The organism is Lentzea sp. NPDC003310 (assembly GCF_040610935.1).
GTDB lineage: Bacteria > Actinomycetota > Actinomycetes > Mycobacteriales > Pseudonocardiaceae > Lentzea.
Genome location: NZ_JBEXNC010000011.1, coordinates 190,864 through 207,815 on the forward strand (window position 1 = coordinate 190,864; position 16,952 = coordinate 207,815).

The window sequence follows — 16,952 nt, forward strand, 5'->3', positions numbered from 1 at the left end:
TGGGAGTCTAAGCGGAATGGGACGCCCGTCCTAAGTGAGGCGATTCGCGCAGGTCAACCCGGTTGAGCGGCACCGTCCGCTCGTCGATTTCCGGCGCGTCCCGGGCCGCGCTGCCGGTCCGCTTGAGCTTCTGCCACGGCAGCACGGCGCCGGCCAGCGCGGTGATCACGGACTGGATCACGACGAGGTACATGAGCTGCCGGTAGACGATCGGCTGCAACGCCACGGCCCACAGCGGCCGCAGCCGTTCGCCGTCGAGCCGGAACGCGATCACGGCCGGGACCAGCTGCAGCACCAGGAACCCGAGCCACGCGCCCACGCCCGCCACCGGGTCGGTCCACAGGCTCAGCAGCGCGAACACGTCGATCGCGGGCGCGAGCACCGGCAGCGCCACCTGGTAGAGGAAGAGGTACGGCAGCGCGCGGCGGCCGAGCTTGCCGCCCATGCCGCGTTCGAAGACCGCGCCGCGGTGCTTCCACATCGCCTGCAACGTGCCGTAGCACCAGCGGTAGCGCTGCCGCCACAGCTGACCGAGGCTCGCCGGCGCCTCCGTCCACGCCCGCGCGTGCTCGGTGTAGACCACGGACCACCCGGCGCGTTCCAGTGCCATCGTCAGGTCGGTGTCCTCGGCCAGCGTGTCCTCCGGCACCCCGCCCACCTCGCGCAGGGCGCTGACCCGGAACCCGCCGACCGCGCCCGGCACCGTCGGCATGCACTGCATGACGTCGTACATCCGCCGGTCGAGGTTGAAGCCGATCACGTACTCGATGTGCTGCCAGCGGCCGAGCAGGCCGGAGCGGTTGCCCACCTTGGCGTTGCCGGACACCGCCGCCACCTCGTGGTCGGCGAACGGCTGCACGAGGTTCGCGACGGTCTCCGGTTCCAGCACGGTGTCGCCGTCGACCATCACGACGAGGTCGGTGCGGGTGTGCCGCAGACCGGTGTTGAGCGCCGCCGCCTTGCCCGCGTTGCGCTGGCGCACGAGGGAGACGTTGGGCAGGCGCAGGCTCTGCACCACCTCGGACGTGCGGTCGGTCGAGCCGTCGTCGATCACGATCACGTGCACCGGCCAGGTGCTCGACAGGATCGTGCGCACGGTCGCCTCGATGCCCGCTTCCTCGTTGTAGGCGGGCACGAGCACCGTGACCATCTGCTTCGGCAGGCGGGGCGCGTGCTTGCCAGGCTTGCGCCGCGCGTGGATCGCGGTCGTCACGAGCAGCACCGCGGCCCTGGCGAGGGCCAGCACGCTGGAGACCACGACGAGCCAGGTGAGCAGTTCCGTGACGAACCGCGAGAACCGCACGGCCAGCGACACCGCGGTGCCCTGCGCGCGTTCCGCCGCCGTCGCCTCGGCACCGGCCTGCGGCACCGCGAACGCGTCGCGGGCGGTCTTGAACGCGAACCCGCGCTCCTTCAGGCTCGGGATCAGCTTCTCCAGCGCCGCAACGGTCTGCGACCGGTCGCCACCACCATCGTGCATCAGCACCACGGCACCCTTGTCGTCCTTGGGCGTGGCGTTCGCGGCCACGGCGTCCGCGCCCGGCCGCCGCCAGTCCTGGCTGTCGAGGTCGGAGAGCAGCACGAGGTTGCCGGCCGCGGTGATCCGCTCGATGCCGACGAGGTCCTCGTCGTCGACCGCGTCGGGCCGGTTCGAGTACGGCGGCCGCACGAGCCTGCTGGACTTGCCCGTCCCGCTCGCCACCACGAGCCCGGTCTGCCCGAGCTCGACACGGGCGCGGGTGTCGCCGACCTTGCCGAGGTCGACGTGCGTGAACGAGTGCAGCCCGACCTCGTGGCCCTCGGCGTCGACCCGCTCCAGCACGTCCTGGTGCTGCGCGGCGTTCGCGCCGGTGACGAAGAAGGTGGCCTTGACGTCGTTGCGCCGCAGCACGTCGAGGATCTTCGGCGTCCACTCGGGGTCGGGCCCGTCGTCGAACGTCAGCACGACCGTGCGGTCCGGCGTAGCGCGGGAGCTGAGCCCCGACCCGGTGCTCCCGACCAGCGGACCGCCCTGGTGCAGCGACTGCGGCACGGTGCCCGCCGGACCCGCCGTGGGCTCGGCGCCCTGCCCGACCCGTCCGACGACGAACGTGTCCAGCAGCAACGCCCCGAGCAGCACCACCACCCCCAGCGCCAGCAGCACCCAGTGGGCGCGCGGCTGGGGCCTCACGGCTTGCCCTGACCGGGGTTGCTCGGCCGGTTCGACGCACCGGGCGGATCGGTCCGCCGGTTGACGGACTCGGTGGTCGTGGTCGTCGTGGTGTTCGCCACGCTCGACGTGGTGGTCGTGGTCGGCGGCGTGGTCGTGGTTTCGTTGCGTGGCAACGATGTTGCTTCAGGTGACGAAGCCGGCGCCTCGGTCGTGGTGGTGACGGCGGGCTCGGCGGCCTCGGGGATCGGCAGCAGGGTGGTCGGGTTCACCGGGCCGCCGGAGAGTGCGACGACGAGAAGTACCAGGTAGCCGAGCACACCGGCGGCGACAGTGCCGATGGCGATGCGCATCACCTTGCGGCGGCGGCCACTCGGATCAACGAAGACGGGTCTGTCGGAGGGAGTCGTCATGACCTTCGCGGGGGACGGGTCTGCGGACGCCGGAGGTTAACCGGCTGGGCCGTCCGACGGAAGCCCCTCACCACCCAAGCTTCGCGAGCCCGTCCTCCACGCACTCATCGAGGCTCGCGTAGCCCTCGAACTTCCCCTTGGCCGCGAACAGCACCCACTTCGACGCGAGGCCGTACTGGACGATGAACAACTCGCCGGTCGCGCCGATCTCCTCGAACACGTCGGCGTAGGCGTCCGCGTCCTCGATCGGCTCGTCCAGCCACGACCAGTCGCCGGGCAGTTCGGGCAGCCGCTTGCGAACGCGCGTCAGCCCCTGTTCGAGGCGGGCGCAATCGCTGCGGGCCACCCAGTAGTCCTCGGGCTGCGGGGACTTGCTGACGTGCAGGGTCCACTTGTTGCTCGGGCGCGGGCCGTCCATCTTGATCATGAAGACGACGCCGGCCAGCGCGACCCGTTCGACGAACTCTCCCAGCAGCACTAGTCGAGCAGCTCGCGCAGGATGTTCTTCTTGGGCTTCTTCGGCCCCTTGACCTCGACCCCGCCCATGATCGCGAGCCCGGTGATCCGCACGGTCGGCGCACCGGGGATGTGCCGCCGCACGGGCACCTTCTCCTCGAACGCCCCCATGAACCCGAACCCGTCGACCTTGACGTTGATGTCGTCGGGCACCCGGATCTCGACGCCGCCCCAGAACGCGAAGCAGCTGATCGTCACCTCGGGCTCGGCGAAGTTCGCGTGGGTCAGGTCGATCTCGATGCCGCCCATGATCGCGACGGCGTTGTGCACGCGCGGGACGACCCAGCCGCCCTTGCGGTTCACGCCGGACCAGAAGGCCACCGACACGGCACTGCCCGGCTCGCCGCCGATGCGGTCGCTCACGGCCGGTTGGTACTGCGGCACGGCCGGGGTCTGCGGCAGGCCGCTCAGCACCAGGTCCGCGGTGATGGGGACGAGCTCGCCGTACGTCTTCGCGGCGTAGACCGCCACGAGCCGCTCGTCCAGTTCGTGGATGTCGAGGCGCCCCTCGGCGGTCGCCTGGTGCAGCACCTGCGCCACCCGTTCCCGGTCGGCGTCGGAGGCGCGCATGTGACTCTGGTCGGCGGGTACCAGCTCGTCGCTCACCCGATCGAGTCTAGAGGTGTCACCTGCGGTTCGGTGCGAACTTGATGGTGATCGCGAAGGCGACCACCAGGAGCGTGCCGAGCGCCGCCGCGAGTCCCGGGTGGTAGCCCCACACCAGCGGCAGCACGCTGATCACCACGGCCAGCGATCCCGAGATCCCCAGGATGACCAGCGGGGACTCGCACCACTGCTGGGCGGGCTTCTGTTCGATCGTCACCGTTCGCACCTCCGCGTCTCAACTGGTTACGAGACATTTCGGAGTCGCTTTGTCGATTCTTGACGCCCGGATCGTGTGCCCTGGCCCCCTGATCAGGTGGTCTCGGTCAGGTTCCGCGCGCACTCGGTGAGGGTGGCGACCAGAACGCGTTGCTGCTCCGCGCTCAGGCCCGCGCACATCCGCACCTGCACGGCGTGCACGGCCCGGCTGGCCTCCTGGAGCTGGGAGCGGCCCGCGTCGGTCAGTTCGGTGGGGAGCTGGCGGCCGTGCGGTGCCGAGGCGGGACGGCTGACGAGACCGCGTGCTTCGAGGCCCTGCAGCACCACGTTCATCGACTGGCGGGTGACGAACGCGCCGCGCGCCAGGTCCGCGTTGGACAGACCAGGACGTTGGCCCAGCAGTTCGAGGCACGAGTACTGCGGCACCGTGAGGTCCAGCGGTCGCAGGGCGGCGTCCATCGCGCCGCGCAGGGCCGACGCGGCCTGCTTGAGGACGTACCCGACGGCGGTGTCGAGCGGACCGACCTGATCACCCTGGCGCATGTAAGGATTTTGACATAGGCTGCTCGATGTCAGGACTTTGACATACGAAGGAGCAGGCATGACCGTCACCGGACCCGACTTCATCGCGTTGCAGGTGCGCGACCTCGACCGCGCCGCGGCGTTCTACGAGGACCGGCTTGGCCTGCGCAGGGCGCCGGTGAGCCCGCCGGGAGCCGTCGTGTTCGCGACCTCGCCGGTGCCGTTCGCGGTGCGGGAACCGTTGCCCGGCACCGATCTCGACGCGCTCGACCGGCCCGCCGGCGGAGTGGTGCTGTGGTTGCACGCCGAGGACGCGCAGGCTCTGCACGACTCACTGGACGGCGCGGGCGTGCCCATCGTCACGAGTCCGTTCGACAGCCCGTTCGGGCGCACGTTCACCTTCGCCGACCCCGACGGTTACGCCGTGACGGTGCACGACAAGCGTTAGGCGCTCGGCTGGCGCAGCGGGAGACCGGCGGCCCGGTAGATCGCGTCGATCACCGTCATGGTCCGCACCGCGTCGTCCGCGGTGGTCGGGAACGGCTTGCCGTGCAGCACGGCGTCGGTGAACGCGTCGAGCTGGTAGGCGTAGGTCGGGCGCTTGCCGAACCTCTCGGTGGACCTGCTGTCCCTGAGCCGCAACGACAAGCGGTGCGCCACCTGCGGGCCGAGCGGGTTGAACACCTTGAGCGTGCCGTTCTCGCCGATCGCCTTCATCGACAGCTTGAGCACCGTCGACGACCACAGCGACGCGTGCACGGAACCCGTGTGACCCGAGGGGAAGCGCAGCGAGGCGCGCATCGCGCGGTCGATGGAAGGCCCGCGCAGCAACGCTTTCGCCGAGCGCACCTCGGGTTCCTCGCCTCCGAGCAGTCGCGCCATGTGCACGGCGTAGCAGCCGGCGTCCATCGTCGCGCCGCCCGCGAGCGAGTAGTCGTAGCGGATGTCGGAGAACTTCGGGAGCGGGAACGCGACCGTCGCTTCGACGTGCCGCAACGGGCCGAGTACGCCGGAGCCGATGATCTCGGCGACGCGCAGCGCGAGCGGGTGGTAGCGGTAGTGGAACGCCTCCATCACCACGAGCCCGGACGCGTTGGCCGCGGCGGCGACGGCAGCGGCCTCGGCGGCGTTCGCGGTGAACGGCTTCTCGCACAGCACGTGCTTGCCGGCCTCCAGCGCGGCCAGCGTCCACTTGCCGTGCAGACCGTTCGGCAGCGGGTTGTAGACGGCGTCGACCGCCGGGTCCGCCAGCAGGTCCTCGTACGAGCCGTGCACGCGGGCGATCCCGTGCCTGTCGGCGAAGGCCTGGGCCTTGGCAGCGGAACGCGCAGCGACCGCGACCACTTCGGCGACCGTCGAGGAACGGGCCGGCCGGATGACCGCGGTCGGCGCGATGGTGGCCGCGCCGAGCACTCCGATGCGCACGTGGTCTGTCACGCGGCCGACCCTACACCCCTTCGGTAAACGGTGTTTACTCCACTAGAGCGGTCTCGCGCGCCGGGAAGAACGGGATCTTGTCGATCGGCGCGGGGTCCGACCAGGCCCACGACTCCATCTGCGCCCGCGAGCGCCGGCCGAAGAACGCGCGCCACAGCTCGTAGCCCTCGACCTCCAGCGTGATCGGGCCGTCGCCGAGGTCGCCGAACTCGGTCCTCACCGTCACGTCGGTCAGCCGGCGCGGCGCCATCCACACGAGCGTCGGCTGCCACACGGTGTCCGGCAGCCGTTCGCGGCCGAGGGTGGCGCGCAGGTCGGCCTCGTGCGTGATCGCGTCCAGGGCGAGCTGGTACGGCATCCGCGGCATCTCGGCGATCTTGTCGCCGAACGCGTTCCACTGCTCCAGCAGGTCCTCGACGGGCACGTCCGCGCGCTCCGCGACGTGCCGCGCCGTCCACTCGTCCGAGGGCGCGCCCTCCATGCGGCCGCTGACGAGATCGGACGCCTCGCCCGACAGGTGCGCGACCACCTGGTGCACGGTCCACTCAGGACACGCGGGCACCGTCCGGCCGAGCTCCTCGGCGCTCAGGCCCATGGTCAGACCGACGATGCGCTGACGTGCCTCGCGGTAGATCTCTTCGAACACCCCTAGCTCCTCCCAGCGGGTTACGGTGTCGAGCATGGACGTCCTGGTCGTCGATCATCCACTCGCCAAGGCGAGACTCACCACGATGCGTGACGCGCGCACGGACAACGCCGCGTTCCGCGCCGCTCTGCAAGAGCTGACCGTGATGCTGGTCTACGAAGCGATGCGCGAGGCGCCGCTGAAGGAGGACCGCACGCACACACCCGTTGCTCGTACCACCGGCTACAAGCTGGCAAACCCGCCGCTGCTCGTGCCCGTCCTGCGCGCCGGTCTCGGCATGGCCGACCAGGCGCACAAGCTGATCCCGGACGCCCAGATGGGGTTCGTCGGGCTCGCCCGGGACGAGGAGACGCTCCAGCCGACCCCGTACATGGAGTCGCTGCCGGAGAACCTCGCCGGACGCCCGGTGTTCGTGCTCGACCCGATGCTCGCCACCGGCGGCTCGATGGCGTACACGATCAAGCTGCTGACCCAGCGCGGCGCGACCGACGTCACGGCGATCTGCGTGCTCGCGGCGCCCGAGGGGATCAACCACCTGGAGGACTCGAAGCTGCCGTGCCGTCTCGTCACGGCGTCGGTCGACGAGCGGCTCAACGACTCCGGCTTCATCGTGCCCGGTCTGGGCGACGCCGGTGACCGTCTGTACGGGGCGGTTTAGGACATACCTCCGATCGGACGTAGCAGTGGTCTAGACCTCAGGCCTATCGTGCTGTGGACCACATCGCCGCTGCCGCGATTCGAATAGGAGTCACATGTCCAGACGGAGATGGGGTGCTGCCGCTCTCGCGGTCGGCGCCCTGTCCGCGTCGCTGGCTGTAGCGCCCGCGAACGCCGACGTCGAGACCCAAGGGCACCACGGTTTCTCGAAGACCCGCACCGTCGGGTACTTCATCCAGTGGGGCGTGTACGACCGGAACTTCCGGGTCAAGAACCTCGTGGACAGCGGGGCCGCCGCGCGGCTCACGCACCTGAACTACGCCTTCGGTTTCCTCGACGAGTCGGGCAAGTGCGTCAGCGCCGACCCGTGGGCCGACTGGCAGATGCCCCACACCGCGGAGCAGTCCGTGAGCGGCAAGGCCGACGAGCCCGGCCAGGTGCTCGCGGGCAACCTGAACCAGCTCAAGCAGCTCAAGGCCAAGTACCCCAAGCTGAGGATCAACATCTCGCTGGGCGGCTGGACGGGCTCGCGCTGGTTCTCCAATGCCGCGCTGACGCCCGAGTCGCGCGCCGCCCACGTCAAGTCGTGCACCGACATGTGGATCAAGGGCAACCTGCCGGGTCTGCCCGAGGGCGCCGCCAAGGGCGTCTTCGACGGCATCGACCTCGACTGGGAGTGGCCGGGCAGCAACGGCAACATGACGCCGCCCAACGTCGTTCGCCCCGAGGACAAGCAGAACTTCACCAAGCTGCTCGCGGAGTACCGCAGGCAGATGGGGTGGAACCGCGACCTGACCGCGTTCCTGCCGGCCGACCCGAAGCAGGTCGACGCGGGCTTCGAGGTCTCGAAGGTGTTCTGCTACCTCACCTTCGGCACGCTGCAGGGCTACGACTACCACGGTGCGTGGGACGCCCCGGCGAACCAGCAGTCCGCGCTGCGGGTGCCCAAGGGCGACCCGTCGGAGTTCGAGTTCAGCACCGAGGTGACGGTCAACGCGTGGCTCTCGCGCGGTGCCCCGCGCTCGAAGGCCGTGCTCGGCGTGCCGTTCTACGGCCGCGGCTGGGACGGCGTCGCTCCAGGGACGCGCAACGGCCTGTTCGGCACCGGTGTGCCGGCGCCCGCCAAGTACGAGGCCGGCTACGAGGACTTCCACCGCATCAAGGCGAAGCTCTCCGAGCCCGGCAACGCGTACAAGATCTACCGCGACGAGAAGGCCGGCTTCGCGTGGATCTACGACGGCAAGACCTGGTGGACCTACGACGACGCGACCGAGATGAAGCGCAAGGCGCGCTACATCAACGACCGCAGGCTCGGCGGCGCGATGATCTGGTCGCTCGACGGCGACACGCCGCAGGGCGAACTGATCAAGGCGCTCGACGGAGCCCTGAAGTGAGGCCGCACCACTGAGACGAACTGTCCTAACCGGACAGTTCAGCGGGTCCGGGGAGGTTTCGCGGCGGCCGCCTCCCCGGATTCCGTGGTGCTACAGCGTTTTGCCGGTCTCCGCCCGCCAGCCCCTGCCGTGCGCGCGCAACGCCAGTTCGTACGTGGCGGCCGCGTCGACGCCCGGCGGCAGGTTTCCGTTGAGCTCCAGGCTCACCAGTCCGTGCGCGAGGCCCCACATCGACATCGCGATCTGCTCGGGGTCGTGGTCGAGGTACACGCCCTGCTCGACCGCGCGCCGCACCGCGTTGATCACCGGAGCGAACGTCCGCCCGGCCGCCCGGCTCATCTCCTTCGTCGGCTCGACGACCTTCGAGTAGAGCACCGAGTAGAACTGCGGGTCCTCGAGCGCGCTGCGCCGGTACGCCAGGCCGATCCGCAGCAGGTCCTCGACGGGGTCGTCCGTGACGGGCACGGCCGCGAGACTCCGGCCGAACTGCGTGAAGGCCTCGTCGTAGAGCGCCTCGAGCAGCGCTGGTTTTCCGCCGAAGAGGGAATAGACCGCCGTGGTCGAGGTGTTGACGTCGGTGGCGATCTTGCGCAGGCTCACGGCGGCGGGGCCCTCGGTGCTGAGCAACTCGCCCGCTCGTTCGAGCAGACGCCGTCGCAGAGCGTCGTCGTGGGTCTTGGGCCTGGGCATCGCGCAATCCTAACGGCCTCTGGCCTGAGTGGTATCACGTTGATACCGTCTTCGGTCATGGCCATGACCTTGCGGTTGACCGAGGAGGAGAACTCGCGGCTCGCCGAACTGGCGCAGTCCGAGGGCCGCTCCAAGCAGGAGGTCGTGCGGCTGGCGATCGCGGATCGTTACCGGCGCATGCAGCAGGAGGAGAAGCTCGGCGAGGTTCTGGGGCGAGTCCTGCCCAAGTACCGAGGTCTTTTGGATAGGCTCGGTTCTTCCTGAAACTGTCAGACCTCTGTGATCAACTGGGTGCCGTGATCTCCTACCTCGACGCCGGGGACCTCTTAGTGCTGGCCACGGCCGTGACCGGTGGCGATCTCCTCGTCCGGGACATCGGCCTGCTGGACACGGCGGCCTACCGTCCCCGCGCCACCGTCCTCGGCGTGGAGGCGTACGACACGCTGTGGCTGAAGTCCTCCGCACTGCTCGACTCGATCGTCCGGACCCGCCCTCTCGTCGAGGGCAACTGGCGGCTCGCCTGGGTCGCCGCCGTCACGATGTGCGACATCAACGGCTACTGGATCGACGCCGACGAGGACGACGCGCTCGACCTCGTCCGCTCGCTCGGCCGCGACAAGATCGACGTGCCGGAGATGGCCGGTCACCTCGAAGCGTGGGGGATCTCGAAGGATTCCGCTTGACCTAGAGTGCACTCCAGGTCATAGCGTCGAGTCGTGAGTTACTCGATAGCCCAAGCCGCGCAGCGCAGTGGGTTGTCCATCGACACCTTGCGCTACTACGAACGAATCGGGCTCGTCGACCCGCCCGCGCGAGACTCGGGCGGCCGTCGCAGCTACTCGGAGGAGGACCTCGGCTGGCTGGCCTTCGTGACGCGCCTGCGCACGACCGGCATGCCGATTCGCATGATGCGCGAGTTCGCGCAGCTGCGGCACCGCGGCGACCTGACCGCAGGTCGTCGCAAGCAGATCCTCGTCGAACACCGCACCGACGTCCGCGCCCGCATCGCGGAGCTGCAGACCTGTCTCGAGGTGCTCGACTACAAGATCGACCACTACGCGGTGGTAGAGCAGGACTTGGAGGCGACGGCGTGAGCCGTGCACTGGGAGCGTTGGAGGTCGGGCCGCAGGGGCTCGGCTGCATGGGGATGTCGGAGTTCTACGGCGCCGGCGACGAGGCCGAGTCGATCGCGGTGATCCACCGGGCCCTGGAGCTCGGCGTCACGCTGCTCGACACGGCCGACATGTACGGCCCGCACGTCAACGAGGAGCTGGTCGGCCGTGCGCTGGCGGGCCGCTCGGGCTACGTGCTGGCCACGAAGTTCGGCATCGTGCGGGAGGAGGGCGGCGGCCGTTCGATCCGCGGCGACCGCGACTACGTGCGCGCCTCGGTCGAGGGCTCGCTGAAGCGCCTCGGTGTGGACGTGATCGACCTGTACTACCTGCACCGCGTGCCCGCGGACACCCCGATCGAGGAGACCGTCGGGGCGATGTCCGAGCTGGTCACCGAGGGCAAGGTCCGGTACCTGGGCCTGTCCGAGGCAGGTGCCGCGACGTTGCGCCGCGCCCACGCCGTCCACCCGATCACCGCGCTGCAGAGCGAGTGGTCGCTGTGGTCGCGCGACATCGAGGCGGAGATCGTGCCGACCGCCCGTGAGCTGGGCATCGGCATCGTGCCGTACTCGCCCCTCGGCCGTGGCGTGCTCACGGGCCGTTTCGCCTCCTCGGCGGACTTCGGCAAGGGCGACTTCCGGTCCGTGAACCCGCGGTTCTCCGGCTCGAACCTCGACACGAACCTGCAGATGGTCGCCAAGCTCCGCGCCCTGGCCGAGGAACGAGGCGTGACCGCGGGCCAGCTCGCGCTCGCGTGGGTGCAGCACCGCGGCCAGGACGTCGTGCCGATCCCGGGTACCAAGCGGATCAAGTACCTGGAGGAGAACGTCGCGGCGGCGTCGCTGGAGCTGTCCGGGGCCGACCTCGCCGCCATCGAGGCGGCCGTCCCGGCCTCCGAGGTGGCCGGTGACCGGTACCCCGACATGAGCTCCGTCGGCCGTTAGAACACACGTTCGAAAGCATCCCCAGGGTTGTCCACAGGTTGGGGACAACAGGCTGTGGACAACCCTGGGTTCATGTGGACAACTGGGCCGCGACGCTGGCCCCGAGCTCCCAGCACGCCTGCAGGTCGGCCTTCGTCGGCTCGCCCGTGACGACCACGTGCTGCGCCGCCTTCTCCCAGCCCAACCCGGTCGTGGCGGTCTCCACGCTGCGCACCGCGCCGGTCGTGTCGTTGTTGCCGTGCACGTAAAGCCCGAACGGGCGACCTCGCGTGGAATCGAGACACGGGTAGTAGACGGTGTCGAAGAAGTGCTTCAGCGCGCCGCTCATGTAGCCCAGGTTGGCGGGCGTGCCCAACAGGTAGCCGTCGGCCTCCAGGGTGTCCACAGCGGTTGTGGACAACGCGGCGCGGCGGACCACCTCGACGCCCTCGATCTCGGGGATGGTGGCGCCCGCGACGACCGCCTCGAACATCGCCTGGAGGGCGGGCGACGGGGTGTGGTGGACGATCAGCAGCCTGGACACGTCGAGCAACATAACGTCCGTGACCCGCGCCTCCTACGACCTCGTCGCCGCCAGTTACGCCCAGCTCATCCCGGACGCGCACGACGGCCGCCCGCTCGACGCCGCGATCATGCGGGCGTTCGCCGAGTTGGCGGACGGCCCGGTCTGCGACATCGGCTGCGGTACCGGCCGCATCACCGGGCACCTGCACGACCTGGGCCTCGACGCGTTCGGTGTCGACCTCTCCGACGGCATGCTCGACCAGGCGCGGAGGCGGTACCCCCACCTCGCGTTCCGCCAGGGCGACATGACCGCGCTGGACCTGGAGGACGAGAGCCTCGGCGGCGCCGTCGTCTGGTACTCCACGGTCCACATGGCCGCGCACGAGGTGCCGTGGCAGGAGTTCCACCGCGTGCTCAGGCCTGGCGGGCACCTGCTGCACGCCTTCAAACTGGGTAACCGGAAGGGACCGCTCACGCGCGCCTACGGCCACGACGTGGACCTCACGGTGTACTGGCACGACATCGACGAGACCGTGGCCAACGCGACCGCGGCGGGGTTCAACGAAGTGGCCCGCCTGCAACGTCGGAAGGGTGTGGACGAAGGCGGTCCGCAGGCGTTCTTGTTGATGGACAAACGGAACCCCGCAGCCGGAAGCGCGTCCTAAGGGGTGTACACAGGAGGGACCATGAAGACCACCGCCCTAATGCACACCAGTCCTCGTCAGCGCCGCATCACCTGGGGTTTCGGCCTTGCCGTCGGCATCGGCATGATCGGGTTCGGGCCCCTCTTCGCGTCCTTGTGGCCGGGGTTCGACCACAGCCCGTGGGACGTCAACACGATGTTGCTCGGACTCGGTGTGGGGCTCTGCACGATCGCGTACATCTTCGGGCGGATCGCCGTCGCGGCGGTCACCGAGGGGCGCCGCAACGCGGTGTCCCCGCCGACCAGAAGGGCGTACTTCGTGGCCGGCGGGGGTTTCGTCGTCGCCGCGCTGTGCCTCGCGATCGCTCTCGCCGGCTGAGCTAGCTGACGAGCTCCGTCACCCGTTCCCGCAGCTCGGCGAGCCGCGCCCGTCCTGACGCACGGGCGGACTCCAGTCCGTCCGTGACCGGCTCGACGACCTCCAGGTACGCCTTGAGCTTCGGCTCGGTGCCGGACGGGCGCACGATCACCCGCACGCCGTCGGCCGTCCAGCGCAGCACGTCCGCGCCGGGCAGCAGATCCTCCGAGGCGAAGTCGGCCGGCGGGTTCGCCCGCAGCCGCGCCATCGTCGCGCCGATCAGGCTCAGATCGGTGTACCGCAACGAGACCTGGTCGGTCAGGTGCAGGCCGTGGTCCACCGCGAGCTGGTCCAGCGCGTCCAGCAGCGTGCGGCCGGAGGCCTTCAGCCCGGCGGCCAGGTCCGCGGCGACGACGGCGGCCGAGATGCCGTCCTTGTCCGCCACGTGCTCGGGGTCGACGCAGTTGCCGAGCGCCTCCTCGTAGGCGAACACGAGACCGTCACCCGCGCGGGCCAGCCACTTGAAGCCCGTCAGCGTCTCCGCGTACCGGGCACCGTGCGCGGCCGCGATCGACTTCAGCAGCGACGACGACACGATCGTCGTCGCCACCAACGGGTCCGTGGACTCCGTGGTCGACAGCACGAGCGAACCGAGCAGCACGCCCGTCTCGTCACCGCGCAGCATCCGCCACGTGTCTCCGTCGCGCACGCCCAGCGCGCACCGGTCGGCGTCCGGGTCCAGCGCGATGGCCAGGTCCGCGTCCACCGACGCCGCAAGGGAAAGCAGCTCGTCGGACGCTCCCGGCTCCTCCGGGTTCGGGAACACCACGGTCGGGAAGTCCGGGTCCGGCACCGCCTGCGACCGCACCACGTGCACGTCGGTGAAACCCGCGCGCCGCAACGCTTCCACGGCGAACGCGCCACCCACGCCGTGCATCGGCGTCAACGCGATCTTGAGCGTCCGCGAGTTCCCGCGCGGCAGCGACGCCACCTGCTCCAGGTACGCGTCCACCTCGGCGTCCGAGACCGTGGTGAAGGTGGTTGCGCGCGGCACGGACACCGCAGCCGGCACCGCCTCGATCGCCTTCTCGATCTCGCCGTCCGACGGCGGCACGATCTGCGACCCGCCGGTCAGGTAGAGCTTGTACCCGTTGTCCGCGGGCGGGTTGTGCGACGCGGTGATCTGGATCCCCGCCACCGCACCGTGCGCGCGCACCAGGTACGCCAGCACCGGCGTGGGCAACGGCCCCGGCAGCACCCGCACGTCGAAGCCCGCCGCCGCCATCACCTCGGCGGCCGCGGTCGCGAACTCCTCCGAGCCGTGCCGCGCGTCGCGTCCGACGAACACCAGGCCGGGGGAGGCGAGCCACGCCGCGAGCCCGGCCGTCGCGCGGACGACCGTGGCCACGTTCATGCCGTTCGTGCCCGCGCGCACCGGCCCGCGCAGCCCGGCGGTGCCGAACGTGAGCGGACCGGCCATCCGGTCTTGGAGGTCTTCCAAGGCAGCGGGGTCGCCGCCCATGGCCCGCGCCAACACGCCCTGGAGCTCGGTCCGGGTCGCGTCGGACGGGTCGTCGGCGATCCACCGGAACGTCGCGTCCCGCAGTGCCGGCGTCAGGCTCATGCCCTGGCCACCAGCTCGCGCAGCAGCGTGCCCATGCGCTGGGCCGCGGCGGCACCGGCGTCCAGCACCTCCTGGTGGTTCAGCGGCTCACCGGTGATGCCCGCCGCGAGGTTCGTGACCAGCGACAACCCGAACACCTCGACGCCCTCGGCCCGTGCGGCGATGGCCTCGTGCACGGTCGACATGCCGACCAGGTCCGCGCCCATCGTGCGCAGCATCCGGATCTCGGCGGGCGTCTCGAAGTGCGGGCCGGGAAGACCGGCGTACACGCCTTCCTCCAGCGAGGAGTCGATCTCCTGCGCGACCTTGCGCAGCCGCGGCGAGTACAGGTCCGTGAGGTCGACGAACCGGGCGCCGACCAGCGGCGACACCGCGGTCAGGTTCAGGTGGTCGGAGATCAGCACCGGCTGCCCGACGGACATGCCCTGGCGCAGGCCGCCGGCCGCGTTCGTCAGCACGACCGTGGACACGCCCGCGGCGGCGACGGCGCGCACGCCGTGCACGACCTTCTGCACGCCCTTGCCCTCGTAGCCGTGGGTGCGGCCGAGGACGACGAGGACCTTCTTGCCATCGACGTCGACGGAACGGATGGTGCCGCCGTGGCCGAGCGCGGTCGGCGCCTCGAAGCCCGTCAGCTCGCCCACCGGGATCTCGGTGACCGGCTCACCGATCACGTCGGCGGCGGGTCGCCAGCCGGAGCCGAGCACGATGGCGATGTCGTGCTTCGCGTTGCCGGTGCGGCTCTGGATCTCTTCCGCGGCCTTGCCGGCCAGCTCTTCTGGAGTCACCGCGTGATGTTAAACCGGGCCGAACGTCGAGGCGATCGGGTCGAACAGGCGGGCGCGCGCCTCGTCCTCCTGCTCCGTCGGCGCCACCACCTCGACCACCCACAGGTCGTTGCCGTACGGCAGCACGCGCGAGAAGTGCGACCGCCGCAGCGCGTCGCGGCCCTCGCCCTCCACCGTCCGGTAGAAGAACTGGATGCTGTTCTCCGGCAGCGGTCCGGGCAGGTCCGGCGTCGGCACCTGCTCGCCGCCGAAGAACCGGCCGGGCCAGCGCGCCTGCACCCCGGCGACGTACGCCTTGATGTCGCGCTTCGGGTAGTAGTCGGGGAACCGCTGCACCGTGGCCTCGTACGCGCCGCTGCCGGACACGAAGTGCACCACCGCCGAGGCGGGCAGCCGCACGTCACCGGCCCGTTGCTCGGCGTAGACCGACCAGCTCTGCTCGACGTTCAGCGTGAACCTGCCGCCCTGGTCGCCGTTCAGCAGCACGGCCGACGCGGTGCGCGGCTGCAGCGTCGCCGCCGTGGGCAGGGTCGGCAGGGTGGGGGACCCCTGCTCGACCGGCGGCAGCAGCGACGCGCCCGCCGCGAGCCTCGTCAGCGCGAACCCGCCACCCGACCCCGCCGCGAACAGCAGCACGGCCAGCACCAGCACGAACGCCGAGGCGAGCGGCCCGCGCGTGCGCTGCGGGGCGACCGGCTTCGTCACCAGGAACGGCAACGGGCCGGGGTCGTCGGCGAGCGGCGCGTCCGGCTGGATCTTGGGCTTGGGCCGCACGACGATCGGCGGCCGCACCGGCTCGCGGACCTCGAACGCGTCCGTGCCGGGCTCCGGCAGCAGCGCGTAGACCTGCTTGCGCACGTCGACGAGCGACATCCGCTCAGCCGGGTCCTTGCGCATCAACCCGCTGATCACCGGGGCGAGCCGCCCGGCACCCGCGGGCACCGGCACGTCGCCGTGGATCACCGCGTTGATCGTCTGCATGACGTTCTTGCCGACGTACGGCGGCTCGCCGGACATCGCGGCCCACATCGTCGCGCCGAGCGACCACCGGTCCGCCGCCTCGGACACGTCCCCGCCCTGCGCCACCTCGGGCGCGATATAGGCGGGCGTGCCGAGCGTGATGCCGCGCGCCGTCATGGTGGCCTCGGCGACGTTGCGCGCGATGCCGAAGTCGGTGAGCTTGACCCGCCCGTCGTCCGCGACGAGCACGTTGCCGGGCTTCACGTCCCGGTGCGTGATGCCGGCCCGGTGCGCGGACGCCAGCGCCGCCGCGACCGCGTCCAGCACCGCCGCGCCCTGCTTCTCGGTGAGGCAGCCCTGCTCCTGCAGCACCTCGCCGAGGCTGCGCGACGGGATCAGCTCCATCACCACGTACGGGTCGCCGTCGTGCTGGACGACGTCGTAGAGCGTCACGAGGTTCGGGTGGGACAGCGCGGCGACGGCACGGGCCTCGCGCATCGTGCGTTCGCGCAGCTGGGCGGCCTCGACGTCGGGCATGCCGGGCGTGTGCAGGATGCCCTTCACGGCGACCTGCCGGCCGAGCACGTCGTCCTGCGCGGCCCAGACGGTGCCCATCGAGCCCTGGCCGAGCACGTGCAACAGCCGGTATCGATCCGCGATCAGGCGTTCGGGGTCACCGTTCTCCACGCACCGATTGTTCCTGACACACTGACTGCATCGTTAACGGCGGTGAACCTCACATAGCCGTGTCGGTACTGGTCGGTAACACTGCA

The 16,952-nt window shown here is 70.4% G+C and carries 22 protein-coding genes; 9 read left to right on the forward strand and 13 right to left on the reverse strand.

The window, feature by feature from the left end; translation table 11 throughout:
• Nucleotides 1-7 precede the first annotated feature (7 nt).
• From ABZX02_RS23965 to ABZX02_RS23990, 6 genes are all read right to left on the reverse strand, one after another.
• Nucleotides 8-2,170: a bifunctional polysaccharide deacetylase/glycosyltransferase family 2 protein gene (locus ABZX02_RS23965; protein ID WP_355300783.1), complete on the reverse strand. Its 2,163-nt coding sequence runs from the start codon at nt 2,168-2,170 to the stop codon at nt 8-10.
• On the reverse strand, nt 2,167-2,502 hold the full coding sequence (locus tag ABZX02_RS23970; RefSeq protein WP_355300784.1) for a hypothetical protein: 336 nt from the start codon (nt 2,500-2,502) through the stop codon (nt 2,167-2,169). Before ABZX02_RS23970 ends, ABZX02_RS23965 begins: the two co-directional genes overlap by 4 nt.
• Before the next feature lie 127 nt (nt 2,503-2,629).
• Nucleotides 2,630-3,040, reverse strand: a complete 411-nt coding sequence (locus ABZX02_RS23975) for a hypothetical protein (protein WP_355300785.1) — start codon at nt 3,038-3,040, stop codon at nt 2,630-2,632.
• On the reverse strand, nt 3,040-3,684 hold the full coding sequence (locus ABZX02_RS23980) for a DUF1707 domain-containing protein (protein WP_355300786.1): 645 nt from the start codon (nt 3,682-3,684) through the stop codon (nt 3,040-3,042). The genes ABZX02_RS23975 and ABZX02_RS23980 overlap by 1 nt, the downstream gene beginning before the upstream one ends.
• A gap of 19 nt (nt 3,685-3,703) precedes the next feature.
• The gene (locus ABZX02_RS23985) at nt 3,704-3,901 is read right to left on the reverse strand and encodes a hypothetical protein (RefSeq protein ID WP_355300787.1); all 198 of its coding nucleotides are present in this window, start codon (nt 3,899-3,901) and stop codon (nt 3,704-3,706) included.
• 92 nt (nt 3,902-3,993) lie between these two features.
• On the reverse strand, nt 3,994-4,443 hold the full coding sequence (locus ABZX02_RS23990; protein ID WP_355300788.1) for a MarR family transcriptional regulator: 450 nt from the start codon (nt 4,441-4,443) through the stop codon (nt 3,994-3,996).
• A 58-nt stretch (nt 4,444-4,501) separates the two neighbouring features.
• Between ABZX02_RS23990 and ABZX02_RS23995 the strand changes: the two genes are divergently transcribed.
• Nucleotides 4,502-4,870 carry a VOC family protein gene (locus tag ABZX02_RS23995; RefSeq protein WP_355300789.1) on the forward strand — a complete coding sequence of 123 codons (369 nt, stop codon included), beginning with the start codon at nt 4,502-4,504 and terminating at the stop codon, nt 4,868-4,870.
• On the opposite strand, the gene ABZX02_RS24000 is transcribed toward ABZX02_RS23995, so the two are convergent.
• Both ABZX02_RS24000 and ABZX02_RS24005 read right to left on the reverse strand, forming a co-directional pair.
• Nucleotides 4,867-5,859: a Gfo/Idh/MocA family oxidoreductase gene (locus tag ABZX02_RS24000; RefSeq protein ID WP_355300790.1), complete on the reverse strand. Its 993-nt coding sequence runs from the start codon at nt 5,857-5,859 to the stop codon at nt 4,867-4,869. The two genes, ABZX02_RS23995 and ABZX02_RS24000, sit on opposite strands and share 4 nt — an antisense overlap.
• Nucleotides 5,860-5,893: 34 nt before the next feature.
• Nucleotides 5,894-6,541, reverse strand: coding sequence for a maleylpyruvate isomerase N-terminal domain-containing protein (locus tag ABZX02_RS24005; RefSeq protein ID WP_355300791.1), 648 nt, complete (start codon nt 6,539-6,541; stop codon nt 5,894-5,896).
• Here ABZX02_RS24005 and upp point away from each other — a divergent pair.
• Nucleotides 6,540-7,163 (forward strand): uracil phosphoribosyltransferase, encoded by a 624-nt coding sequence (gene upp / locus ABZX02_RS24010; RefSeq protein ID WP_355300792.1) that lies wholly within the window; start codon nt 6,540-6,542, stop codon nt 7,161-7,163. The genes ABZX02_RS24005 and upp overlap by 2 nt on opposite strands.
• 94 nt (nt 7,164-7,257) lie before the next feature.
• Nucleotides 7,258-8,556, forward strand: a complete 1,299-nt coding sequence (locus ABZX02_RS24015) for a glycoside hydrolase family 18 protein (protein WP_355300793.1) — start codon at nt 7,258-7,260, stop codon at nt 8,554-8,556.
• A 90-nt stretch (nt 8,557-8,646) separates the two neighbouring features.
• On the opposite strand, the gene ABZX02_RS24020 is transcribed toward ABZX02_RS24015, so the two are convergent.
• Nucleotides 8,647-9,246 carry a TetR/AcrR family transcriptional regulator gene (locus ABZX02_RS24020; protein WP_355300794.1) on the reverse strand — a complete coding sequence of 200 codons (600 nt, stop codon included), beginning with the start codon at nt 9,244-9,246 and terminating at the stop codon, nt 8,647-8,649.
• A 57-nt stretch (nt 9,247-9,303) separates the two neighbouring features.
• On the opposite strand from ABZX02_RS24020, the gene ABZX02_RS24025 reads away from it, so the two are divergent.
• Genes ABZX02_RS24025 through ABZX02_RS24040 form a run of 4 tightly spaced genes read left to right on the forward strand, consistent with a single transcriptional unit; the run spans nt 9,304 to nt 11,302 of the window.
• The gene (locus ABZX02_RS24025; protein ID WP_355300795.1) at nt 9,304-9,510 is read left to right on the forward strand and encodes a ribbon-helix-helix protein, CopG family; all 207 of its coding nucleotides are present in this window, start codon (nt 9,304-9,306) and stop codon (nt 9,508-9,510) included.
• A gap of 32 nt (nt 9,511-9,542) precedes the next feature.
• The gene (locus tag ABZX02_RS24030; RefSeq protein WP_266039215.1) at nt 9,543-9,929 is read left to right on the forward strand and encodes a Fic family protein; all 387 of its coding nucleotides are present in this window, start codon (nt 9,543-9,545) and stop codon (nt 9,927-9,929) included.
• A 33-nt stretch (nt 9,930-9,962) separates the two neighbouring features.
• Nucleotides 9,963-10,340 carry a MerR family transcriptional regulator gene (locus ABZX02_RS24035; RefSeq protein WP_355300796.1) on the forward strand — a complete coding sequence of 126 codons (378 nt, stop codon included), beginning with the start codon at nt 9,963-9,965 and terminating at the stop codon, nt 10,338-10,340.
• A 47-nt stretch (nt 10,341-10,387) separates the two neighbouring features.
• On the forward strand, nt 10,388-11,302 hold the full coding sequence (locus tag ABZX02_RS24040) for an aldo/keto reductase (protein ID WP_355301064.1): 915 nt from the start codon (nt 10,388-10,390) through the stop codon (nt 11,300-11,302).
• Nucleotides 11,303-11,372: 70 nt separating this feature from the next.
• Here the strand turns inward: ABZX02_RS24040 and ABZX02_RS24045 are convergent, their stop codons facing one another.
• Entirely contained in the window at nt 11,373-11,825 is a 453-nt protein-coding gene (locus ABZX02_RS24045) for a flavodoxin family protein (RefSeq protein ID WP_355300797.1), read from the reverse strand.
• A 19-nt stretch (nt 11,826-11,844) separates the two neighbouring features.
• On the opposite strand from ABZX02_RS24045, the gene ABZX02_RS24050 reads away from it, so the two are divergent.
• Complete coding sequence (locus ABZX02_RS24050; protein WP_355300798.1) at nt 11,845-12,471, forward strand: class I SAM-dependent methyltransferase; 627 nt, start codon at nt 11,845-11,847, stop codon at nt 12,469-12,471.
• Between the two features lie 21 nt (nt 12,472-12,492).
• Nucleotides 12,493-12,828: a hypothetical protein gene (locus ABZX02_RS24055; protein ID WP_355300799.1), complete on the forward strand. Its 336-nt coding sequence runs from the start codon at nt 12,493-12,495 to the stop codon at nt 12,826-12,828.
• Nucleotide 12,829: 1 nt separating this feature from the next.
• On the opposite strand, the gene ABZX02_RS24060 is transcribed toward ABZX02_RS24055, so the two are convergent.
• From ABZX02_RS24060 to ABZX02_RS24070, 3 genes are read right to left on the reverse strand one after another with little or no spacing between them, the layout of a single operon-like run.
• The gene (locus tag ABZX02_RS24060) at nt 12,830-14,431 is read right to left on the reverse strand and encodes a phospho-sugar mutase (protein WP_355300800.1); all 1,602 of its coding nucleotides are present in this window, start codon (nt 14,429-14,431) and stop codon (nt 12,830-12,832) included.
• Entirely contained in the window at nt 14,428-15,219 is a 792-nt protein-coding gene (locus ABZX02_RS24065; RefSeq protein WP_355300801.1) for a purine-nucleoside phosphorylase, read from the reverse strand. The genes ABZX02_RS24060 and ABZX02_RS24065 overlap by 4 nt, the downstream gene beginning before the upstream one ends.
• Before the next feature lie 9 nt (nt 15,220-15,228).
• Nucleotides 15,229-16,866 carry a serine/threonine-protein kinase gene (locus tag ABZX02_RS24070; RefSeq protein WP_355300802.1) on the reverse strand — a complete coding sequence of 546 codons (1,638 nt, stop codon included), beginning with the start codon at nt 16,864-16,866 and terminating at the stop codon, nt 15,229-15,231.
• Nucleotides 16,867-16,952 lie beyond the last annotated feature (86 nt).